The organism is Bradyrhizobium sp. WBAH42 (genome assembly GCF_024585265.1).
In the GTDB taxonomy this organism is placed as follows: Bacteria; Pseudomonadota; Alphaproteobacteria; order Rhizobiales; family Xanthobacteraceae; genus Bradyrhizobium.
In genome coordinates this window covers 3,922,867-3,945,200 of sequence record NZ_CP036533.1, presented here as the reverse complement: position 1 = coordinate 3,945,200, position 22,334 = coordinate 3,922,867, and the positions used below count along the sequence as shown (strand labels likewise).

Here is a 22,334-nt window from a genome sequence, read left to right as displayed (position 1 = left end):
ACTAACCTTCCATGGCCGCCTGCGGCAACGCCATCACGGCCTCGGCCTTGTGGCAGGCGGCAAGGTGTCCCTCGCCCACCTTGCGTAACGCAGGCGGAACCTCGCGGCAATGCTGGTCGGCAAGGGCGCAGCGCGCGGCATAGGGGCATCCGGCCGTCGCGGCCGATTGCGAGGCGATCGCCTGGGCCCCGCGCCGGCGCCGGCCACCCCCGGCACGCGCCCGCGGCACCGCATCCAGCAGCGCCCGCGTATAGGGATGGGCGCCGCGCTCGAACAAATCCTCCGGCCGCCCCTGCTCGACGATGCGGCCGAGATACATCACCGCGACCTCGTCGCAGAGATAGTCGACCACGGCGAGATCGTGGCTGATCAGGATGTAGCTCAGGCCGAACTGCTCCTGGAGGTCCTGCATCAGGTTCAGCACCTGGGCCTGCACGGAGACGTCGAGTGCGGAGACGGGCTCGTCGGCGACGATCAGCTTCGGCTGGGTGATCAGCGCACGCGCAATGGCGATGCGCTGGCGCTGGCCGCCGGAGAATTCGTGCGGATATTTTTCCATGTCCGCATCGCGCAAGCCGACCTGGCGCAACACCGCTGCGACGCGGTCGCGGAACGTGGTGCGGACGGCACCTTCCAGCACGGTCAGCGGCTCGGCGACGATCCGCGCGATGGTCTGGCGCGGATCGAGCGAGCCATAGGGGTCCTGGAACACCATCTGGAAATCGCGCCGGGCGCGGCGCAGCTCGTCGGCCGGCAGGCGATTGAGATCACGCCCGAGCAGTGCGACCTGCCCTGACGTGGGCCGCTCCAGCGCCATCACGACGCGCGCGAAGGTGGACTTGCCGGAGCCGGACTCGCCGACGATGCCGAGGCTCTTGCCGGCCTGGACCTGCACGCTGACACCGTTGAGCGCGCGCACCTGCCCCGGCGGTCGGAACAGGCTCTCGCGCGGCAGCGTGTAGCGCTGTTCGAGATCCCGGACGTCGAGAAGCGGCGCGGTGCTCATGCGGTCAGCGCTCCGACGCGTTCGGCCATCGACACGTCCGTTCGGATGCAGCGCGCAAAATGGCCGGGTCCGACACCCACCATCGGCGGCAGCGCGCCGCGGCACTGGTCGATCACGAGCGGACAGCGATCGGAGAAGGTGCAGCCGGACGGCAGATCGGCGAGTTCCGGCACCGTGCCCGAGATCGTCTTCAGCCGCGTCCCCTTGCGCGCGCCGAGCTTGGGCCGGGCACGGAACAGGCCCTGCGTGTAGGGATGGCCCATGCGACGGAAGACTTCGTTGGTCGGCCCGCTCTCGACGACGGTGCCGCCATACATCACCATCATGCGCTGGACGTTCTCGGCGATGACGCCGAGATCGTGCGAGATCAGGATCATCGACATGCCGCGCTCCTCGACGAGGTCGTCGATGAGATCCAGGATCTGACCCTGGATGGTGACGTCGAGCGCGGTGGTCGGCTCGTCCGCGATCAACAGGTCCGGCTCGCAGGCAAGCGCCATCGCGATGGTGATGCGCTGACGCTGGCCGCCGGAGAACTGATGCGGATAGGCATCGACACGACGTGCGGGGTCAGGCAGCCCGACGCGGTCGAGCAAGGCGATCGCCTCTTTGCGCGCCTGCGCCGCCGAATATTTCTTATGACGCCGCAGCGGCTCGGCGACCTGGTTGCCGATCGTGTGCATCGGGTTGAGCGCAGTCATCGGCTCCTGGAAGATCATGCTGATGCGGTTGCCGCGCAGGCGACAGTAATCGGCATCCGCAAGTCCGACGAGCTCGTCGCCGTCCAGCTTGATGCTGCCGGTGACGACGGCACTGTCCGGCAGCAGCCCCATCAACGACAACGCCGTGACCGACTTGCCGCAGCCGGACTCGCCGACGAGCCCAAGCGTCTCGCCGCGCTTCAGCGCAAAGCTGACACCGCGCACGGCCTGCGCCGGCCCACGGCTGGTGTTGAGGCGGACGCCGAGATTGTCGACTTCGATCAGCGGCATGTTGGCGCGCTCGGCCATCGTCATCGCTCCCGCGCCAGCCGCGGATCGAGCAGGTCGCGCAGTCCGTCGCCGAGCAGGTTGAGGCCGAGCACGGAGATTGCGATCGCAGCACCCGGATAGACCGCGAGCATCGGCGACTGGAACAGCAGCGTCTGTGCATCGTTCAACATCCGCCCCCAGGACGGCTGCGGCGGCTGCGTGCCGAGGCCGAGATAGGACAAAGCGGCCTCGGCGAGAATGGCGAGCGCGAACTGGATGGTGACCTGCACGATCAGGATCGACAGAATATTCGGCAGCACATGCTCGATGGTGATGCGGAAGCGCCCCTTGCCCGCCGCGCGTGCCGCAAGCACGAATTCGCGCGCCCAGATCGCATTGGCCGAGCCGCGCGTCAGCCGAGTCAACGTCGGGATCTGAAAGATGCCGATCGCGATGATCGAGGTCACCATGCCCGGCCCCACCACGGCGGCGAGCATGATCGCGGACAGCACAGCCGGAAAGGCGAAGGTGAAATCGGAGAAGCGCATGATGATCTCCTCCGTCCAGCCGCGCCGGGCCGAGGCGATCAGGCCCAGCGTGACGCCGAAGGTGAGACCGATGCTGACGGCGATGACACCGACCATGATGGTGGATCGGGCGCCGGCAAGCAGCAGCGAGACGATGTCGCGGCCGAAGGAATCGGTGCCGAGCCAATGCGCCGCCGAGGGCGGGCGGAGCTTTGCGGCGATATCGATCTCATAGGGCGACCACGGCGTCCATACCAGCGACACCAATGCCGAAGCCAGCACCAGAAGGCTGAGCGCGCCACCGAGGACGAAGCTGCGGTGGCGCAGCGCGCGGCGCCAGAACGTGCGCGCCGGCAGCGGACGCGTTGCGACGGGCGCGTCGATGGTGATGGGCGCGCTCACAGGTCGTGCACCTTGATGCGGGGATCGATGAAGGCATAGAGCACATCGACCACGAAGTTGACGATCACGACCATCGCGGCGAGCAGCATCACGCAATTGCGCACCACGATCAGGTCGCGGTTGGCGATCGACTGGAAGATCAGGCGGCCGAGGCCCGGCAGGTAGAACACGTTCTCGATCACGATGGTGCCGGCGAGCAGATTGGCGAATTGCAGCCCCATCACGGTCATCACGGGGATCATGGCATTGCGCAGCACGTGGCTCCACAGCACCTCGCGCTTGCCGAGGCCCTTTGCGCGCGCGGTGCGGACGAAGTCTTCGCGCAGCACTTCGAGCACGGCCGAGCGCGTGACGCGCGCGAGGATCGCGGCCTGCACCACCGCGAGCGAGATCGCCGGCAGCAGCAGCGACTTGATCCCCGGCCAGATGCCGTCCTCCCAGCCGGCGAAGCCGCCTGCCGAGAGCCATTGCAGCCGCACCGAGAACAACAGCACCAGGAGAATCGCGAACCAGAAGTTCGGCAGCGCGATGCCAACTTGCGTCAGCGACATCACGCCGACGTCGCCGAGCTTGTTGTGATTGGCGGCGGTGTAGATGCCGGCGGAGAGCGCCAGCGTCACCGTGATCGTCATCGCCATGATCGCGAGCGGAATGGTCAGCACCAGCCGCTCCGCGATCAGGCTGGCGACCGGGGTGCCGTAGACGTAGGAATTGCCGAGATCGCCGACGAGGAGGCCCTTGATCCATTGCACGTAGCGAACGGCCAGCGGCTGGTCGAGCCCGAGCTTGACGGTGAGCGCGCGGACCGCATCCGGCGAAGCGTCGGCACCCATCAGCATTTGCGCCGCGTTGCCGGGCAGCGCGTCGAGCACCAGGAAGATGATCAGCGACGCGCCGACCAGCGTCGCCAGCAGGGTCAACAGACGTCGGAGGACAAAGACGCTCATGCGCGCTCGGCTTCAGTGCTCACCAACGCCACGATCAACATGTCCGGACGCCTTAAGCAAGCTCTTTGCTGCACGCCCATCTCCTCAAGCCGGCCAGCGGGACAGAAGATCGCTTGACGCCTCGAACAGTGCGCTCACGCGCAGCAATTCCGCGTCGGCCCGGAAGCGGCCGACCAGCTGAAGCCCGATCGGCAGCCCGTCGCGGGCAAAGCCCGAGGGAAGGCTGATCGCGGGATGGCCGGTCATGTTGAACGGCATGGTCCAGGGGAACCAATGCGGCCGGACGCTGTCGTAGTGCCTGCCATCGATCTCGATGCTGCCGAACAGGTCCTGCTTGATCGGCAACGCGGTGCGCGACAGGGTCGGCATCGCCAGGAGGTGACCGCGCGCAAGCAGCGATTGCACGCGGCGGAACAACGCGGTGCGCGCGAACATCGCCTCCTGATAATCGACGCCGCTGACTTCGCTGGCGAGCGCGAGCTGCTTGAGAAAAGCCTCGCTCAGCTCGCCCCCATGCTCGGCCGCAAGCTTGGCAAAGCGCGTGCGCCAGACGGTGTGGTTGATGGCGCGCCAGATCGGCTCGATGTCGAAGCCCTCGCCGGAGAATTCCTCGAGCTCGGCCCCTAATCCGGCCAGCCGGTCGAGGCTCGCCTTGAAACTGGCGGCGACTTCGGCGGAGACCGGACGGCCCGGCGGCGTCAGGCAGTACAGAATCCTTATCCCGCGCAAATCGCCGCGCGGTGCGGCGATGCCGATGAAGTCAGGCACGGGCACGCCGATCGACCAGGGATCGATAGGATCTTCGCCCGCCATCGCCTGCATCATCAACGCGGTGTCGGCGACGGTACGGGTGGTCGGCGTGACATAGGTCTGGTTGCCGAAGACGTCGAGGGCCTGGCTGTGCGGGATCACGCCGTTGCTCTGCTTCAGACCCACCACGCCGTTGCAGGCCGCCGGAATGCGCGTCGAGCCGCCGCCGTCGGTAGCAATCGCCAGCGGAGCGATGCCGCTGGCGACAGCGACCGCCGCGCCACCGCTGGAGCCGCCGGAGGAACGGCAGGCGTCCCACGCATTGCGGGTCCGACCGAACAAAGGTGAATCGGTGAGGCACTTGCTGCCGAACTCAGGCGTCGTGGTCTTGCCGATCAGGATCGCGCCTGCGCTGCGCAACCGTGCGACGGCGACGGCATCCTCGGTCGGCACATTGTTCTTGTAGGGAACAGCGCCAAAGGTGGTCTTGACGCCCTTGGTGTTGACGATGTCCTTGACGGTGACGGGGAGGCCGTGCAGTAGGCCGAGCGGTTCGCCCGCCATCACCTTGCGCTCGGCGTCGCGCGCCGCTGCGATCGCCTCGTCACCGCACAGAGTGATGAAGCAATTCAATTCGGGCTGGCGCGCCTCGGCGCGGGCAAGTACGGCGCGGGTGAGCTCGACCGGCGATATCCGCCTTGCCGCAATGAGACCGCGCAGCTCGGTTGCGGACAACAGACAGGGATCGCCGTTCATCGTCACATCACGCTCCGAAGCGGGCCGCCATTGGCCCGAAGACATTGACAGCGAGAATGACAGTTTTGTTAACTCGCCGTCCAATACGATTTTTGTGGCCAACCCATACGCTCTCGGTATGCCAATGGATCTTCGCCGGCTCCGCTATTTCGTCGCCGTCGCCGAGGCGCGCAGCATCGGCAAGGCCGCCGAGCGGCTCCGGATGGCGCAGCCGCCGCTCTCGGTCCAGATCCGCAAGCTCGAGGCCGAGATCGGCGCGCCGCTGTTCCGCCGCGGCACCCGAGGCATGGATCTGACCGAGGCGGGCCAGGCGTTGCTGGCGCGCGCCAGCGAAGCGCTGGCGCTGGCGGCCGACGGCGCCGAAGCCGCGCGCGCGGTTGCTTCGGGACGGCGCGGCCGGTTGTCGGTGGGCTACATGTTCGTGCTGGCGAATGCGATGCTGCCGCGGCTCATCCCCGAATTGCGCCGCGCGGTTCCCGGCGTCGACCTCAGCTTCGCCGAACTCAGCGCCTCGACGCGCGAGGCCCGCGTGCTCGACCGCAGCGTCACGGTCGCGCTGTGCATGCCCGCAATCAATCATCCCGAGATCCAGGTGGCAAAAATCGGGGCACAGCCTTTCAAGCTCGCCATGCCGATCCGCTCGCCCCTCGCCCGCTTGAGCTCCGTGCCGATGGCCCGGCTGCAGGGCTGTCCGCTGATCGCACTGCCGCATCCGGACCATGGACCCGCCTCCTCGGCGGTCGTCCCCTTGTTGCGTCGGCACCAAGTGGTGATGCCGATCGCCAGCCGGGTGGAGACGGTGCATTCGGCGATGAGCCTGGTCCTGGCCGGTGAAGGTCTCGCCATCCTGCCGGCCTGCGCACAGCTCGGCGCGCCACGCGGAGTCGTGTTCAGACCCCTGCGTGACGTCGCCGACTCCCTCGACGTTGCAGTCTGTTGGCGGCGGGACTCGCAAAGTCCACTGATCGGAACCTTCCTGAAATGTGCCGAGAAGGCCGTCGCGCGGATGTGACGCGGACTACCAGCTCCAATGGATCTCGTGGCTCCAGGGCGGATCGGCACCCGGACGCGTGCAGGTCAGGCCGGCACAATTGGCCGCAAAGGACAGCGCACGGCGGAGCTCGTCCGCGCCGATGTCCTTCAATCGCGGCCGGGTGATGCGGCCCTGCTTGTACAGGGCGAACAGCAGCGCCGCCTGAAAGCTGTCGCCAGCGCCAATCGTGTCGGCCACCTCGACCTTGGGCGCAGCGACTTCAATCTGGCCTGCTCGCGCATGCCAGGCGATGGCGCCGTTGTTGCCGCGGGTGATGACGACAAGGCTCGTGCCCTGCGCCAGCAATGTGTTCGCGCGCTGCTGACAAGGCTCCTCGCCGAACAGATAGGCGAAATCGACGTCCGACATCTTGATGAGATCGGCGCTTCCGGCGAACTCGGCCATGCTAGCGAGATACGCGGGCTTGTCCTTGACGAGGTTCGGTCGGCAGTTCGGATCGAAGGAGATCGTGGTCGACGCCCGCGCGTCCGCAATCAGCGCCTTGGTCTCGGCCGCACCAAGGTCGTTGACCAGCGTGGTCGAGCCGATATGGAGAGCTTCAATCGTGTCGAAAGGAACTGTGCCGCGGCGGTACGTCCAGCTCCGGGTCGCGGTCTCGGCGTCGTAGAAGGCGTAGTGCGATTCGCCTGCGACAATACGGACAAAGGCGAGCGTGGTCTGGTGGTCGCTGCGGGTGGCGAGATCGAGCGCGACGTTCGATGCGGTGGCATGGTCGGCGATCATGCGCCCGAACAGGTCGGTCGAGATGCCGCCGACAAAGCCGGTCGGCGCACCCAGCCGCGCCATGCCGATCGCGACATTCAGGCAGGAGCCGCCGACCGCGGGCATCACGGCCTCGCGTCCGTCGACGTTTCGCGTCGGCACGAAATCGATCAGCGCATCGCCGCAGGCAATCAGCATGTCTTTCAACCTCTCGCGACACTGCTCATCGCCGCGCGGCTGCCGCGATCGACCTCGCGCAGCAGCTTGTAGACCTCGCGCTTGCGGGTGTGAAATGCGGCCATGTCGGGCGCGGTCGGCTCGCTCTTGCGCCCCAGCGCCGACATTTTTGCCATGGTCTCGCCGATCGAGGCATAGGCGCCGCCGGCGACCGCCCCGAGCATCGCGGCGCCCAGCAGGACCGGCTCTTTCGTTTGCGGCAACGCAACCGTGAGGCCGGTGGTATCCGCCATGATTTGGCGAACTAGCGGGCTGCGGCTGGCGCCGCCGCCCATGATCATGATGCTGGAGCGGACCCCATGCGCGGCAAACGCCTCGATCACCTCGGCGAGACCATAGGCAAGACCGCAGAGACCGGCAACGAACAGCCGTTCCATCGAGGCGATGTCGGTGTCGAGATCGAGGCCCGCGATCACCGCGCGCGTGTCAGGGTCGGCATAAGGCGAGCGATTGCCGATGAATTCCGGGAGCACGTGGACGTCGCGCGCCAGCAGCGCGGCGCCGCTGGCATCGCCGGCGCGCGCGATGATGCGGCGCTCGAGGAAATCGATGAGATCGAGGCCCTCACTGCGCGCCGCCGCGCTCGCCTCGCCATGGCCAGGATGCGACTTGAGGAGATGATCGATCGCAGCGCCCGCGGCGGACTGCCCGCCTTCGTTGAGCCAGAACTCCGGCACCATGCCGGAATAATAGGGGCCCCACACGCCCGGCACGAAGCACGGCTCCTTCGTCGTCGCCATGATGCAGGCCGACGTTCCCATGATGTAGGCGAGACGGTCGCTGACATCGCTCGCGCCCCCCGATCCGTCGCGGCCGCCGATCGCGCCGATGCCGCCGGCATGGGCGTCGATCAGGGAGGCGCCGACCGGGATGCCCGGAGCGAGGCCGAGCTCGACTGCTGCTGCCGGCGTGAGCCCGGCGCCGAGGCGCGTACCGGGCGCAACGATCTCGGTGCCGATGCGCGCGTATTGTTCGGTGACGAAGTCCGACAGGCCAATGCGCTTGAAGAACGGCGCGCTCCAGCCGCCGCCGTCATGGGCGAGATAGTTCCATTTGCAGGTGACGGTGCAGGTCGAGCGCTGCAGCGCCCCGGTCGCGCGCCAGGTCAGATAGTCTGCCAGATCGAAGAAGTGACCGGCGGCATTGAAACTCGCGCGCAGATGCCGCTTCAGCCAGAGCAGCTTCGGCATCTCCATCTCCGGCGAGATCGAGCCGCCGACATAGCGCAGCACGGCGTCCTCGGTCTCGTTGATCAGCCGCGCCTCGGCCGTGGCGCGGTGATCCATCCAGACGATGACGTTGCGCTGCGCCTCGCCGGACGCACTGACGGTGAGCGGCTCGCCTTGCGGATCGAGCGCCACGAGGGAACAGGTGGCGTCGAAACCGATGCCGCCAATGCTGTCGGGGGCGACGGCAGCTTCCGCCATCGCCGCCCGCACCGATTTGACGCAGGCCTTCCAGATGTCCTCTGACGACTGCTCGACGATATCGCCGGCCTCGTGCCAGATCCTGATCGGATGCCGGGCCGTCGCGAGCAGTGTGCCGGCCTCGTCAAACACCCCTGCACGCGTGCTCGTGGTCCCCACGTCGACGCCGATATACGCTCGCGGCATTGTCGCTCCCGGTCGCTTTCCGTCCGTTTTGACGTAAGCCTACCAGCAAGTGTAGCCGCCATCCACCAGCACGATGCTGCCGGTCATCAGGCTCGCGGCCTCGGATGAGAGGAACAGGACGACGGAGGCGATCTCCTCGACCTGCCCCATCCGCGCCATCGGGGTTCCACCGATCCAGGCGTCGTACATCTTCGGATTGCTCTTCACGAAGGCGTTGAGCGGCGTCTCGATATAGGTCGGGGCCACCGCATTGACGCGGATGCCGCGCGCGCCCCATTCGGCGGCCAGCGACTTGGTCAGATGGTGCACCGCGGCCTTGGAGGCGTTGTAGAAGCACTGCTCCTGCGGCTTATTGACGATGAAGCCGCTCATCGAGCCGACATTGACGATGGCGCCGCTCTTCGCCTTGAGCATGTGCTTGCCGAACTCGCGGCAGCACCAGAAGGTGCCGTTGAGATTGACGTCGATGACGTTGAGCCAGTGCTCGTCGGTGACGGTCTCGGCCGGCGTCTCGCTGCGCGCGATGCCGGCATTGTTGACGAGGATGTCGACCTTGCCATGGCGGGCGACGAGATCATTTGCCACCTCGGCCACGCGTTTGGTGTCGGTGACGTCCATGATTGCGGTCTCGGTGTCATAGCCCTTCGCCTTCAGGCTGGCTTTTGCGCTATCGGCGACCTTGCCGTCGCGGTCGCCGATGATGACCTTCGCGCCGGCCTCCGCCAGCGCCTCCGCGCAGGCGAGGCCAATGCCCTGCCCGCCGCCGGTGATGAACGCGGTCTTGCCGCTCAGCCTGAACTTTTCCAGATACATGATCGTCTTTCCGTTTCTTGTCAGCCCCGAAGAGCGTTCCCGCTCTCGTCGAAGCGGTGGATGCGCGCTGGGTCCGGCATTAGCGACACCCGGTCGCCGGCATGCAGGCTCAATTCGCCGACGTAGCGCGCCGTCAGCATGCCGAGCGCGCCGGCATCGACGTAGAGGAAGGTGTCACTGCCGAGATGCTCGGCGACCGCAATGGTGCCCTGCCAGCCTCCGCCGCCGTCGCGCTCGATCTTCAGATGCTCCGGCCGGACGCCGATCGTCGCTGCCCCCTTCTGCAAGGCGGGCTCGCCGGTGACGAAGTTCATCTTGGGCGAGCCGATGAAGCCGGCGACGAAGAGATTGGCGGGCCGTTCATAGAGCTCCAGCGGCGAGCCATATTGCTCGATCTTGCCGCCGTTGAGCACGACGATCTTGTCGGCCATGGTCATGGCCTCGACCTGGTCGTGGGTGACGTAGATCGCGGTGGTGCCGAGCTGCTTCTGCAGCCGCGTCACCTCGATGCGCATCTGCACGCGCAACGCGGCGTCGAGGTTGGAGAGCGGCTCATCGAACAGGAATGCCTTTGGCTCTCGGACGATGGCGCGGCCGATCGCGACGCGCTGGCGCTGGCCGCCGGAGAGCTCGCGTGGCTTGCGGTCGAGGTAGGGCGTGAGGTTCAGGGTCGCGGCGGCCGCCTCGACCTTGCGGTTGATCTCGTCCTTCCGCAAGCCCGCCATCTTCAGGCCGAAGCCGATATTGCCGCGCACGCTCATATGCGGATAGAGCGCGTAGGACTGGAACACCATCGACAGCCCGCGCTTGGCGGGCGGCGTATCGACGACGTTCTTGCCGTCGATCAGGATCTTGCCGCCGCTGACGTCCTCGAGCCCCGCGATCAGCCTCAGCAGCGTGGTCTTGCCGCAGCCGGAGGGACCGACGAACACGACGAAGGAGCCGTCGGCAATGTCGAGGTCGGCGCCCTTGATGATGTGCACGGGGCCGAAGGACTTTTGCACGCCCTGAAGTGTGATCTGACCCATGATCCCCTCTACTTCACCGCACCGAAGGTGAGCCCGCGCACGAGTTGCTTCTGGCTGAACCAACCGAGGACGAGAATGGGCGCGATCGCCAGCGTCGAGGCCGCCGACAGCTTTGCCCAGAACAGCCCTTCGGGGCTGGAATAGGATGCGATGAACGTGGTCAGCGGCGCAGCGCTCGAAGTCGACAGGTTCAGCGTCCAGAACGCCTCGTTCCAGGCCAGGATCAGATTGAGCAGCAGCGTGGACGCCAGCCCCGGAATCGCCATCGGCGTCAGCACGTAGACGAGCTCGCGGCCGATCGTGGCGCCGTCCATGCGCGCGGCTTCGAGAATGTCGCGCGGGATCTCCTTGAAATAGGTGAAGAGCATCCAGATGACGATCGGCAAGTTGCCGAGACACAGGATGAAGACGAGGCCGATGCGGGAATCGAGCAGGCCGAAGCTCTTGTAAATCAGGTAGATCGGCACCAGCACGCCGACCGGCGGCATCATCTTGGTCGAGAGCATCCAGAGCAGGACGTCCTTGGTGCGCTTGGTCGGCGAAAACGCCATCGACCAGGCCGCGGGAATGGCGATCAACAGCGCAATGAGCGTCGAGCCGCCGGCGATGATGATCGAGTTCATCGCGTGGTGCAGATAATCGCTGCGCTCCTGCACCGTCGCGTAGTTTTCCGTGGTCCAGTGGAAGAACAGGAAGGATGGCGGGATCGCGAAGGCCTCGAGCTCGGTCTTGAAGCTCGCCAACCCCATCCACAGGATCGGAAAGAAGATCAGGAAGCCGAACAGCCACGCTCCGATCGTCGAGATGACCACCCGTTGTCTCGTCGCCATCCGCGCCATGCTTCAAGCCTCCAGATTGCGGCCGACGATGCGGACGAGGAAGAAGGCGACGACGTTGGCGATCACCACCGCGACGAGACCGCCCGCGGAGGCGCTGCCGACGTCGAACTGGATCAGCGCCTGCGAATAGATCAGGAAGGCGATGTTGGTGGTCTGCAGGCCGGGCCCGCCGCCCGTGGTGACGAAGATCTCGGCGAACACCGTGAGCAGGAAGATGGTCTCGATCAGGATCACCACGGTGATGGGACGCGCCAGGTGCGGCAGCGTGATGTAGATGAAGGTTGAGATGGCGCTCGCGCCGTCCATCTCGGCGGCCTCCTTTTGCTCCTCGTCGAGCGATTGCAGCGCCGTCAGCAGGATCAGCGTCGCGAACGGCAGCCATTGCCAGGTCACGATCAGGATCACCGCAAACAGCGGCACGTCGTTGAACCAATCGATCGGCGTCAGGCCGAACAGCGAGGCGAGCCAGGCGAACAGCCCGGACACCGGATGCATCAACAGGTTCTTCCAGACCAGCGCGCTCACCGTCGGCATCACGAAGAACGGCGCAATCACCATCAGCCGGACGAAATTGCGGCCGATCACGGGTTGGTCCATCAGCAGCGCCAGCGGAATGCCGAGCAGGATCGTCAGCGCCAGCACCGAGCCGACCAGCACCAGCGTGTTTTGGAGCGAGGCCAGAAAAGCGGGATCGGTGAGGAAGTAGCGGAAGTTTTCGAGGCCGACGAACGATTCCGAACCGGGATCGAGCAGGCTGTAGTGCAGCGTCGAGAAATAGATCGTCAGCGCCAGCGGGACGATCATCCAGATGAACAGCAGCCCGACGGCGGGGGTCAGGAGCGACCGCGCAAGAAACTGCGTCTGCCGGGTTGCCATTTCTTGGCGCTCCGCTCGGAGGAAGAAGACGGCCATCCAGCAAGGATGGATGGCCGCAAGTTTGAGCTCAGGGAGAGCTCGGGTTCACTTGATGTAGCCGGCGCGCTTCATCTCGCGCTCGGTAGCAGACTGCGCAGCCGTGAGCGCTGCATCGACGGTCATCGATCCTGCAAGCGCCGCCGAGAACTGCTGGCCCACTTGCGTGCCGATGCCCTGGAATTCAGGGATCGCGGCGTATTGCACGCCGACGTAAGGAACGGGCTTCACCGTCGGCTTGTTGGGATCGGCGGCGTCGATCGAGGCCAGCGTCAGTTTCGCGAACGGCGCGACCTTCAGGTACTCATCGTTCTGGTAGAGCGAGGTGCGCGTACCCGGCGGCACGTTGGCCCAGCCCTCCTTCGACGCCACCAGCTTGGTGTAGTCCTTGCTGGTCGCCCAGGCGATGAACTTCTCGGCAGCTTCCGTCTTCTTGGAGCCGGCCGGGATTGCGAGATTCCAGGCCCACAACCAGTTGGCGTTCTTGCCGAGGCCGGTGTTGGGCGCGAGCGCGAAGCCGACCTTGTCGGCAACCTTGGAATCCTTCGGGTTGGTGACGAAGGACGCCGCGACCGTGGCGTCGATCCACATCGCGCATTTTCCGGCGTTGAACAGCGCCAGATTCTCGTTGAAGCCGTTGGAGCTCGCGCCGGGAGGGCCGGCTTCCTTCATCAGGTTCACGTAGGTCGTGAGCGTCGTCTTCCATTCCGGCGTATTGAACTGGGGCTGCCAGTTCTCGTCGAACCAGCGCGCGCCGTAGGAATTGGCCATCGCCGAGAGGAACGCCATGTTCTCGCCCCAGCCCGCCTTGCCGCGCAGGCAGATGCCGTAGGTGCCGGCACTCTTGTCCGTCAGCTTCTTGGCGGCGTCGATCACGAAGTCCCAGCTCGGCTTTTCCGGCATCTTCAGGCCGGCCTTCTCGAACAGATCGGTGCGGTACATCACCATCGAGCTCTCGCCGTAGAATGGCGCGGCGTAGAGCTTGCCGTCGGCGGAGACCGCGTCCTTGATCTTGGGCAGAAGGTCGGCGACGTCGTAATCGGCACCGAGATTGGCGAGCGGCACCAGCCAGCCCTTCTTGGCCCAGATCGGCACCTCGTAGGTGCCGATGGTGAGCACGTCGAACTGGCCGCCCTTGGTGGCGATGTCGGTGGTGACGCGCTGGCGCAGCACGTTCTCCTCCAGCGTCACCCACTTCACGGTGATGTCGGGGTTCTTCTTGGTGAACTCGCCCGTCAACCCCTGCATGCGGATCATGTCGCCATTGTTGACGGTGGCGATGGTCAGGGTCGTTTCGGCCATCGCAGGGACGGCCAGCAGGACAGACGCGCCGCAGACGGCGCCCAGGACATGTTTCACGGTGACCTCCCCTCAATTCGTTTTGAGCATATGCCCACGCGTTGGGCGTATGTTCAACGGGGGCGCGTCAGTTGTCAAGCACGCGCGCGGGTGTTTGCGCAACTTATGAGTGCTGCAGTGCGGGAGGGTGGAAGGACCGAGGCGGAAGCGACGGCATTGTTGGGAACGAACGCCGCGGCTTGCTACACCTCCGCGCGAACCGCCCTACCGCTCCAGAATCGCCCTTGCCGTCGCTTCGTCGGTGATCAGGCCGTTGATCAGGCCGCCGTTCAGTGCCGCCGCGATCGCCGCCACTTTGGCCGCCCCGACCGCTGCGCCGATCGTCGTGGTTTTCGCCGGCACTTCCGGCGGGATGCTGGTGAGGCGCTTGTTGGTGCCGGCCTTGAGCAGGCGGCCCTTGGCATCATAGGCCCAACCGGTGATCTCGCCGATCGCACCCAGGCGCATCATCTCGAACAATTCGTCGCGGGTGACGAAGCCGTCGACGTGCACCTGCGCCTTCTGGTCCATCTGGCCGATGCCGACGAGGCGCAAATCCGCTTTAGCTGCGACCGCTTTCACCTTCGCGATCGGCTCGATGCGCACCATCCTGTTGCGCTCGTCCTCCGACGACATCAGGAACGGCAGCGGCATCGGATAGTGCCGCGCGCCGGTGCGGTCGGCGAGCCGGCCGACGGTGTCGTAGAAGCTCGCCGAGCCGTCGGCGGAAATGTTGCCGACCAGCGAGACGATCTGGTGATTGGGCCGCTCGATCGGCGTGACGCGCTCGACCGCGGCGCGCACCGCCCGGCCGGTCCCGAGCGCGACGATGACAGGCGTCTCCGAGCGCAGCGTGGAATCGAGCAGATTGGCGCAGCGCTCGGCAATGCCCGCCGTGGCCTGTGGCGCGGCAGGATCTGCCGGCACCACCTCGCAATGGACGAGGTCGAACCGTTGCTTCAAACGCGCCGCCAGCTCCATGCAGGCCGCGATGGGATGTTCGAGCCGGAAGGTGATGAGCCGCTCGGCGAGGCACAGCGAGACCAGCCGCTGCGCCGAGGCGCGCGAGACCTGGAGCATCTTTGCGATCTCGTCCTGGGTATGGCCGGCAATGAAATAGAGCCAGCCGGCGCGCGCGGCGTCGTCGAGTCTCGACTTGTCGTTCTCGGCGGCCATGCGGGCTCACATCTCCCAGAAATCGCTCATGCGCGCGAAGACCCGATCGGCTCCGGCCGCGGACAATATAGCGCAGCCATCGCGGCTGCGATAATGGCCGCCGCCGACAAATCCCCAGACGGTCATGCCGGCGGCCTTGCCCGCCTGCACGCCGCTGACGCTGTCCTCGATCACCAGCGTGCGTGTGGGCGGTGTGCGCATGCTCTCGGCGGCATGAAGAAAGAGATCGGGCGCCGGCTTGCCGTGCCTGACCATCTGCGCAGTGTAGATCCGGTCGCCGAAATATCCCCGAAGACCGGTGACGTCGAGCGCGAGCGACACGCGATCGAGGTCGCTGGACGAGGCCACGCAGAACGGCACGGTCAGCGCCGAGATCACCGCCTCCACCCCGGGGATCGGCTCGAGCGAGGCGGCGAACGTCTCCAGCACACGCGACTTCAATCGCGGCAGGAAGCCATCTGGCACGACCTGACTGAGATCGCGATAGTGCTGCTCGATCGCCGTGGTGCTGCGTCCGAGAAACAGTTCGAGCGCCTGCTCCTCGCTGAGCAAAAGACCGAATTCAGCCAAGGCCTCGGACAGGCAGCGGCAGCTCAAGAGCTCGCTGTCGACGAGCACGCCGTCGCAGTCGAAGATGATCAGATCGGGGTTTGGCCGGCCCTTGTCCATCCGGCCATTCGATCATATACCCACGCTATGAGCAATAGTTCAGCCGAGAACACGGCGCCGTGGCGTTCCCGCATCAGTGCGCCACCTGCCGGTAGATCGCCGGCAGCGCCGCGGGCAATCGCTTAATGTTGCCGACGATCGCAAAGCCGCTGCGCCCGAACAGCGTCGGAAAATAGGATTGCGCCGCCGCGTCGATCGTCACGCCGAACACCACCATCCCGAGTCGGCGCGCTTCCTGCACAGACCTCCTGGTGTCTTCGACCGCAAAGCGCCCCTCATAATGATCGACGTCGTTCGGCTTGCCGTCGGTGAGGACGAGCAGCAGCTTTTTACGCTGCGGCTGGCGTGCAAGCTCGGCGGCGGCATGGCGGACCGCCGCGCCGATCCGCGTGTAGTAGCCGGGCTTGAGCGCGCCGATGCGGCGCTCGACCACGCCGCTCATCGGCTCGCCGAACGCCTTGACCGTCTCGAGCCGCACCCAGGACCGCCGACGCGAGGTGAAGGTCAGGATGCTGTGGTGATCGCCGCAGGCGGATAGGCCGTGGGCAAGCACGAGCAGCGCCTCCTTCTCGACGTCGAGCACGCGGTAACCATCAACCCAGGCGTCCGTGGAGAGTGAGACGTCGACCAGCAGGGTGACGGCGAGATCGTGCCCTTGCGGGCGCATCGCAACGTGGACACGATCAAGACCGCTACTGCTGCCGGCGCGGAGGTCGCATCGCGCGCGCACCAGCGCGTCGAGGTCGAGGTCATGTCCGTCGGCCTGGGCCCGCATCAATTCATGGCGCGGCCGCAGGACCCCGAAGCGGCGGCGCACCTGGCGCACGTGCCGGCGCATGGTCTCGTCAGGCGTCCAGCTTTCACCGGTTTCAGACGCGGCAGATGCGAGCACGCGGCAATGATCGGGCAGATAGGAGCGGCCTCGATAGTCCCATTCGGGATAGGTCAAATCCGCAGTCAGCCGCGATGCATCGAGCGCTTCCGGCGGCAGGTCGAGATCGAACTTGAACCGGCTCGCCGGCTTGCCGCGGCGGCTGAGCGTGATCTCCTCGAGATCGTCAGCCGCCTTCTGGGCGTCCTCGTCCTCGCTGTCATCCGAGGGGCGATCGACATTGACCATCTCGGCCATCGCCAGGATCTTTTCGAAACGATTGAGCACGAAGGGATCGCGGCGATTGGCTCCGTCCTCGCGCTCGCGGACGGCAAAGCGCTTGCGATTGTCCTCGCTCGCGGCCTCCGCACTGCCAGCGCACTCATCCTCTCCCGCATGCGTAGGCGACAGCTCGCGGGTCCAGCAATCGCCCCAGACTGGGCATGGCAGAATCGGACGATAGCCCGGCGGAGACTTGCCCGGCAGCGGTCCATTCCCCATCATCGCCGACCACAGTTTCCCTGCTGGTGCAGGTTCCGCGCCGAGCAGGGCGAGAATGATCTGCTCGATCTCCTGCTCGATGCGCGGCAGGGGACGCCGGGGCCGCGCCGCTGCGGTCGCGGCGGCAAGCTGCGCGTAGTCGGCGACAAGCCCGGGAAACTGGGTCAGCACGAAGACCGCGGTTTCAGCGGCGCGGCGCAGCACGAGCAGATCGCGCCGGAGCGGATCGGTCTCGGCGATCGCCTCGACCGGCGCAACCGCGAACCATGCCGCGAGCCAACGATAGAGGCTTGCATTGAGTACGCGGTCGGCGAAAATCCCGATGCTGTCCGGCAGGAAGATGGTCGCGGCGTCGCGGCCCGGCTGCTCGATGCGCTCGTCACCGAGACCGATGCGTTGCCGCCAACCGAGCCGGTGCCCGGACTTGCGCGCACGGGCGCTCGCGATCTGCACGCCCGCCTCGCCGCCCAGCGCGCGGAACATTACCGCGAGGCGGCTCCTCACTTCTGCAAGGGAAACCGCATGTTCGGCATGAACCGGATAGCTGGCGGTGCCGCCGACCATGCGGTGCCAGGCGCGGCCGACCGTCTCCTCCAGTTCGAGGAAATCGAGCATGGTCGTACCTCAGCCGATCATCGCGCGCGCGACGTCGAGAAGCGCCGCCTTGACGTCGGCATCGTCGGTCAGCGGCTCGATCATGCCCGCGAGCACGGCATCCGCAAGCGGCATGCCGGCCGCGATCAGGGTCGCGCAATAGACCACGAGCCGGGTCGAGACGCCCTCCTCCAGGTCGTGCCCCTTCAGCGCGCGCAGCCGGCCAGCCAGCCCGACCAGCGGCCGCACGCGCTCCGACGACAATTCGCTCTCGGCCGCGACCACCGCGATCTCCTGCTCCGGGGCCAAGAAGCCGAACTCGATGGCGACGAAGCGCTGGCGCGTCGACGGCTTGAGCGCCTTCAGCAGCGTCTGGTAACCGGGATTGTAGGACACGACGAGCATGAAGCTGTTCGGTGCGGCAAGCTCCTCGCCGATGCGCTCCAGAGGCAGGATGCGGCGATCGTCAGTCAGGGGATGCAGCACGACCGTGACATCCTTGCGCGCCTCCACGACCTCGTCGAGATAGCAGATGCCGCCCTCGCGCACCGCCCGCGTCAACGGGCCGTCACTCCACACCGTATCGCCGCCCCTGAGTAGATAGCGGCCGGTGAGATCGGCCGCGGTGAGATCGTCGTGGCAGGCGACGGTGTGCAGCGGCAATCCCAACCGCGCCGCCATATGCGCAACGAAGCGCGTCTTGCCGCAGCCGGTCGGTCCCTTCAGCAGCACCGGCAGCTGGTGCCGCCAGGCGTGCTCGAACAGCGCGCATTCATTGCCGCTTGCGACATAGGCCGGCAGCGCCGGCGCGGTAACGGCGTGAAGGGCAGCTTTCATAATCATTCTCCGCAATTCGCATCGAGATGGCGGCCGCGGCGAACCGCGGCCGCCTTTACGCTCATTCGGCCGGCTGCAACGCGCCGGGGATGACGGGCTGCCTGGCGCGGCCGGGCGCCAGCACGGCCCACACGAACATCAGTGCGGAGATGGCGACGAACACGCCGGACCCGAGCCGGACCCAGTAGAACATCGAGAGCTGGTCCTGCACGTCCATGTAACCTTGGCCGAGCACGCGCTGGAGGTGAACCTGGACCACGCCAGCGAAGGTCAGCGCGAAGGTCATCACCATCATGGCCGTGCACATGATCCAGAAGCTCGCCATGGAGAGCCACTGGTTGTAGGGCGCACGTCCCTTGAGCTGCGGGATCGCATAAGCCATCACGGACAGGTTCAGCATCACATAGGCACCGAAGAAGGCGAGATGGCCGTGCGCGGCGGTGACCTGCGTGCCGTGGGTGTAATAGTTCACCGAGGACAACGTGTGCAGGAAGCCCCACACACCGGCGCCGAGGAATGCCATCACCGAGCAGCCGACCGACCACAACAGCGCAGCGCGGTTCGGGTGCTTGCGGCCGGCCTTCCAGGTCATCTGCACAGTGAAGATCACCATCGTGAAGAACGGCGCGACCTCCAGCGTGGAGAACAGCGAGCCGATCCACTGCCAGTAGCCGGGCGCGCCGATCCAGTAGAAATGATGACCAGTGCCGAGAATGCCCGAGAACAGCGCCAGCCCAATGATGACGTAGAGCCACTTCTCCACCACCTCGCGATCGATGCCGTTGAGCTTGATCATGAGATAGGCGAGCACGGAGGCCATGATCAGCTCCCAGACGCCCTCGACCCAAAGATGCACGACGTACCACCAATACATCTTGTCGACCGCGAGGTTCGCCGGGTTGTAGAAGGCGAACAGGAAGAAGATCGCAACGCCCCACAGTCCGAACAGCAGGATGTTGGTGATCGTCGTCTTGCGGCCCTTCAGCGCTGTCATGGTGACGTTGAACAGGAACATCAGGCAGACCACGACGATGCCGACCTTGATGATGAAGGGTTGCTCGAGGAATTCGCGGCCCTCGTGGTAGTGGAAGAGATAGCCGACGACGGCCACGCCCGCAGCACCGAAGAACATCCAGAACTGGATCTTGGCGAGCAGCGGGCTGTAAAGCTCGGTCTCGGTTTCCTCAGGCAGCAAGTAATAGGTCGCGCCCATGAAGCCGATCAACGACCACACGATCAGTGCGTTGGTGTGGATCATCCTGACGATGTTGAACGGCAGGAGGGCCGACAGCGTGTTGGGCAGGACGTAGATGGTTCCGGCGACAAGACCGAACAGGACCTGGGCCAGGAACAGCGTCAGCGCGCCGTAGAAATACAGCATCGCGACTTTCTGGGTTTGGTATTTCATCTCGGGTTCTCTCTGTCTGGAAAGAGGAAGGCGCTCAGCCAGCCTTGTTCGGCGGCCATTCCTGGCGCTTGATCTTGCTGGTCCACTGCAGGAAGTCGGCGAGATCGTCGAGTTCCGGGTCGGTCAGGTTGAACTGCGGCATCTGCCGACGGCCCGGCGCGCCGGAGGGCTGCGATTGCATCCAGGCCTTCAGCATCTCACGTGCGGCGGCCGGGTCCTCGTTGCCGCCCCAGCGATCCCAGACATTGCCAACCTCAGGGGCGAAATAGGCGCCCTCGCCCAGCAGCGTGTGGCAGTTGATGCAGGAGTTCTTTTCCCAGACGTGCTTGCCGCGGGCGACCGACGACGTCAGCATCGTCGCGTCCGTGGAGGACGTGGCCATGTAGTAATGGCTGTGCGCCGTCAGCCCTATGAAGATCGCAAAGAAGAAGGCCGAGCCGCCGTAGAAGACGTTCCGAGCGGCCGACTTGGTCAGGCGTTCAGCCATTGCCAATCCTTTCCGGTTTGATTCCGAAGACATGCGATGGTGTGATTTATTGCCGCTTTGCCCGGCACGTTCTTTGTCAGGGCGCAATGAGCGCGTCAGATCAGGGCGGCGACGGCCGAGGCGAGCCAGGCAAGCAGCAGCACGATCAGGATCCAGCTCACGACGAGACCGCGCCAGAGCCCGGGCACGACGCGAAGATCCATGAAATCGAGCGCGATGCGGTGCCCCTTGAGCGCTGCGAAGGCGAGCAGCAGCGCATTGCCGAGCAGCGCCCGCGGCATCAGCGGCGGCAGCAGGATGGTCGCGAGCGCGATGCCGATCAGCACGATCCAGGTGATGTCGATGCGATCCGGCATCGTCATCTCACCAGGTAGAGAATGGGAAACATGACGATCCAGACCAGATCGACCATGTGCCAGAAGGCCGTTCCCGTCTCGATGCCTGATATTTCGGCGCGGCGGCAGACCACGGCGAGAATGACGATGCCGAGGCCGACATGCAGAAGATGAAAGCCGGTCAGCAGGAAGTAGAGCGTGAAGAACGGGCTGGTTTCGAGCCCGACCCCGCCTCCAATTTCTTCGGCATATTCGGCAAGCTTGATCGCGATGAAGAGACCGCCGAGCACGATGGCGCCGACAATCCAGGATCGCGCCACCTGCCGTTCTCCGGCGCGCGCAGCCTTCGTGGCTCTTGCCGCCGCCCAGCCGCTGGATACCAGCACGACGGTGTTGAGGCCTGCGAGATTCGAATTGAGCGCGGCCTGCCCGGCCGCGAACACAGCCGGGTGGATCGCACGGGCGACCGAAAAGGCGCCGAGGAACAGGCCGAAGGCGACGAGCTCGCTGAAGATCAGCACCCAGATCATGGGATCGCCGGGGAGATCTTGCAGAATTCCCCAGCCGGTTTCCTGTTGTTCGCACTCGGTCGTCGACATCGTCTTTCCGGACCATGACACCGGCCAGACTTAGCCCGGCTTCTCGGTTCCGAATTTGTCGGCGGACAAACTGGGGATCGCCAGAGCCCTTGTTTGCGCCGACGCAACGTCCGGCCGGCCGGCTCGCGGTACGAACCGGCGCTGGGTTCCCAGGACTGGCGAACGATCACATGAGTGATGCACAAATCGGGCTGATGACTGCGACCCCCATCATCATCGCGTTTGCCATCGCGCTCAGGCGCATGGGGGTCTTGTCGACCGTGGCAACGGTCTCGGCCGTGAGCCTCTCCGTCGCGATCGCGACGGTGCTGTTCACGACGCAGTAGCGGCCCGCGCCCCGAGCGCCATGCAGGGCGTCATTACGATGCTGCACAGCAGGAAGCACTTGCTGTTCGTGGTGTCAGACAGTTCCATTCCTCGGTTTTGGCTTCTTGACGTCGTGCGCTAATATTGCGCTCCACGATTGGATGAGTTGGCCATGCCTGAGATCATCAACCTTGGCGCGCTGCAGCTGACATTCCTACAGAGCAAGGACGACACCGCCGGCGGCCTCGATCTGTTCGAGATGACATTGCAGCCGAACGCGCGCATGCCGATTCCGCATTATCACGATCGCTGGGACGAAACGATCTATGGACTCAGCGGCATCTCGACCTGGCGGATCGAAGCAAAGGACATTGACGTCGCGCCGGGCGAAAGTCTGTTCATCAAGCGCGGCGTTGTGCACGGCTTCATCAACCGTTCCCCCCGACCGGCGACCTGCCTGTGCATCCTCAGCCCCGGCGTACTCGGCCCGCAATACTTCAGGGACATGGCGGGCCTGCTATCGGCCGGCTCGCCTGATCCGGCCAAAATGAAGGAAACGATGCTGCGCTACGGGCTGGTTCCTGTGATGCAATCCTGAGGATGAGCGCGGCGCGAGCGGGGTGGAGCGAGATGGCCAAAGCGTTCGCGATTGGTGG

At 65.5% G+C, this 22,334-nt stretch carries 23 protein-coding genes; 3 read left to right on the top strand and 20 right to left on the bottom strand.

Annotated features, from left to right (window positions below):
* Window position 1: 1 nt before the first annotated feature.
* The 5 genes from DCG74_RS18345 to DCG74_RS18325 all read right to left on the bottom strand — a co-directional run bounded on the left by DCG74_RS18345 (window position 2) and on the right by DCG74_RS18325 (window position 5,359).
* Complete coding sequence (locus tag DCG74_RS18345; RefSeq protein WP_172784341.1) at window positions 2-1,006, bottom strand: ABC transporter ATP-binding protein; 1,005 nt, start codon at window positions 1,004-1,006, stop codon at window positions 2-4.
* Window positions 1,003-2,016 (bottom strand): ABC transporter ATP-binding protein, encoded by a 1,014-nt coding sequence (locus tag DCG74_RS18340; protein ID WP_172784340.1) that lies wholly within the window; start codon window positions 2,014-2,016, stop codon window positions 1,003-1,005. Before DCG74_RS18340 ends, DCG74_RS18345 begins: the two co-directional genes overlap by 4 nt.
* Before the next feature lie 2 nt (window positions 2,017-2,018).
* A complete protein-coding gene (locus DCG74_RS18335) occupies window positions 2,019-2,906 on the bottom strand; it encodes an ABC transporter permease (protein WP_172784339.1) in 888 nt (295 codons plus the stop codon).
* On the bottom strand, window positions 2,903-3,853 hold the full coding sequence (locus DCG74_RS18330) for an ABC transporter permease (protein ID WP_172784338.1): 951 nt from the start codon (window positions 3,851-3,853) through the stop codon (window positions 2,903-2,905). Before DCG74_RS18330 ends, DCG74_RS18335 begins: the two co-directional genes overlap by 4 nt.
* 84 nt (window positions 3,854-3,937) lie before the next feature.
* Entirely contained in the window at window positions 3,938-5,359 is a 1,422-nt protein-coding gene (locus DCG74_RS18325; protein WP_172784633.1) for an amidase, read from the bottom strand.
* Window positions 5,360-5,483: 124 nt separating this feature from the next.
* Here DCG74_RS18325 and DCG74_RS18320 point away from each other — a divergent pair, with 124 nt between their 5' ends.
* The gene (locus DCG74_RS18320; RefSeq protein ID WP_172784337.1) at window positions 5,484-6,371 is read left to right on the top strand and encodes a LysR family transcriptional regulator; all 888 of its coding nucleotides are present in this window, start codon (window positions 5,484-5,486) and stop codon (window positions 6,369-6,371) included.
* A gap of 6 nt (window positions 6,372-6,377) precedes the next feature.
* Here DCG74_RS18320 and DCG74_RS18315 read toward each other — a convergent pair whose 3' ends face one another.
* The 15 genes from DCG74_RS18315 to DCG74_RS18245 all read right to left on the bottom strand — a co-directional run bounded on the left by DCG74_RS18315 (window position 6,378) and on the right by DCG74_RS18245 (window position 21,372).
* Window positions 6,378-7,313, bottom strand: coding sequence for a carbohydrate kinase (locus DCG74_RS18315; protein WP_172784336.1), 936 nt, complete (start codon window positions 7,311-7,313; stop codon window positions 6,378-6,380).
* A gap of 5 nt (window positions 7,314-7,318) precedes the next feature.
* The gene (locus tag DCG74_RS18310; RefSeq protein ID WP_172784335.1) at window positions 7,319-8,965 is read right to left on the bottom strand and encodes an FGGY-family carbohydrate kinase; all 1,647 of its coding nucleotides are present in this window, start codon (window positions 8,963-8,965) and stop codon (window positions 7,319-7,321) included.
* A 39-nt stretch (window positions 8,966-9,004) separates the two neighbouring features.
* Complete coding sequence (locus DCG74_RS18305; protein WP_172784334.1) at window positions 9,005-9,778, bottom strand: SDR family NAD(P)-dependent oxidoreductase; 774 nt, start codon at window positions 9,776-9,778, stop codon at window positions 9,005-9,007.
* 20 nt (window positions 9,779-9,798) lie between these two features.
* A complete protein-coding gene (locus DCG74_RS18300) occupies window positions 9,799-10,806 on the bottom strand; it encodes an ABC transporter ATP-binding protein (protein WP_172784333.1) in 1,008 nt (335 codons plus the stop codon).
* An 8-nt stretch (window positions 10,807-10,814) separates the two neighbouring features.
* A complete protein-coding gene (locus tag DCG74_RS18295) occupies window positions 10,815-11,645 on the bottom strand; it encodes a carbohydrate ABC transporter permease (RefSeq protein WP_172784332.1) in 831 nt (276 codons plus the stop codon).
* A gap of 3 nt (window positions 11,646-11,648) precedes the next feature.
* Window positions 11,649-12,521 carry a carbohydrate ABC transporter permease gene (locus DCG74_RS18290; protein ID WP_172784331.1) on the bottom strand — a complete coding sequence of 291 codons (873 nt, stop codon included), beginning with the start codon at window positions 12,519-12,521 and terminating at the stop codon, window positions 11,649-11,651.
* Window positions 12,522-12,605: 84 nt separating this feature from the next.
* Window positions 12,606-13,916 (bottom strand): sugar ABC transporter substrate-binding protein, encoded by a 1,311-nt coding sequence (locus DCG74_RS18285; protein ID WP_172784330.1) that lies wholly within the window; start codon window positions 13,914-13,916, stop codon window positions 12,606-12,608.
* 204 nt (window positions 13,917-14,120) lie between these two features.
* Window positions 14,121-15,071 carry a sugar-binding transcriptional regulator gene (locus DCG74_RS18280; RefSeq protein WP_172784329.1) on the bottom strand — a complete coding sequence of 317 codons (951 nt, stop codon included), beginning with the start codon at window positions 15,069-15,071 and terminating at the stop codon, window positions 14,121-14,123.
* A gap of 6 nt (window positions 15,072-15,077) precedes the next feature.
* Window positions 15,078-15,740, bottom strand: a complete 663-nt coding sequence (locus tag DCG74_RS18275; RefSeq protein WP_172784328.1) for an HAD family hydrolase — start codon at window positions 15,738-15,740, stop codon at window positions 15,078-15,080.
* 73 nt (window positions 15,741-15,813) lie between these two features.
* Window positions 15,814-17,727, bottom strand: coding sequence for a nitric oxide reductase activation protein NorD (locus tag DCG74_RS18270; protein ID WP_172784327.1), 1,914 nt, complete (start codon window positions 17,725-17,727; stop codon window positions 15,814-15,816).
* Between the two features lie 9 nt (window positions 17,728-17,736).
* Complete coding sequence (locus DCG74_RS18265) at window positions 17,737-18,543, bottom strand: CbbQ/NirQ/NorQ/GpvN family protein (RefSeq protein ID WP_172784326.1); 807 nt, start codon at window positions 18,541-18,543, stop codon at window positions 17,737-17,739.
* Window positions 18,544-18,604: 61 nt separating this feature from the next.
* Window positions 18,605-19,951 (bottom strand): cbb3-type cytochrome c oxidase subunit I, encoded by a 1,347-nt coding sequence (locus tag DCG74_RS18260; protein WP_172784325.1) that lies wholly within the window; start codon window positions 19,949-19,951, stop codon window positions 18,605-18,607.
* 34 nt (window positions 19,952-19,985) lie between these two features.
* Window positions 19,986-20,438: a cytochrome c gene (locus tag DCG74_RS18255; RefSeq protein ID WP_172784324.1), complete on the bottom strand. Its 453-nt coding sequence runs from the start codon at window positions 20,436-20,438 to the stop codon at window positions 19,986-19,988.
* A gap of 95 nt (window positions 20,439-20,533) precedes the next feature.
* Window positions 20,534-20,794 carry a cytochrome C oxidase subunit IV family protein gene (locus tag DCG74_RS18250; protein WP_172784323.1) on the bottom strand — a complete coding sequence of 87 codons (261 nt, stop codon included), beginning with the start codon at window positions 20,792-20,794 and terminating at the stop codon, window positions 20,534-20,536.
* A 2-nt stretch (window positions 20,795-20,796) separates the two neighbouring features.
* Entirely contained in the window at window positions 20,797-21,372 is a 576-nt protein-coding gene (locus DCG74_RS18245) for a cytochrome c oxidase subunit 3 family protein (RefSeq protein WP_172784322.1), read from the bottom strand.
* 170 nt (window positions 21,373-21,542) lie between these two features.
* On the opposite strand from DCG74_RS18245, the gene DCG74_RS18240 reads away from it, so the two are divergent.
* Both DCG74_RS18240 and DCG74_RS18235 read left to right on the top strand, forming a co-directional pair.
* On the top strand, window positions 21,543-21,698 hold the full coding sequence (locus DCG74_RS18240; RefSeq protein ID WP_085965373.1) for a hypothetical protein: 156 nt from the start codon (window positions 21,543-21,545) through the stop codon (window positions 21,696-21,698).
* Between the two features lie 152 nt (window positions 21,699-21,850).
* Window positions 21,851-22,276, top strand: coding sequence for a cupin domain-containing protein (locus DCG74_RS18235; protein ID WP_172784321.1), 426 nt, complete (start codon window positions 21,851-21,853; stop codon window positions 22,274-22,276).
* The last annotated feature ends 58 nt before the right edge of the window (window positions 22,277-22,334 follow it).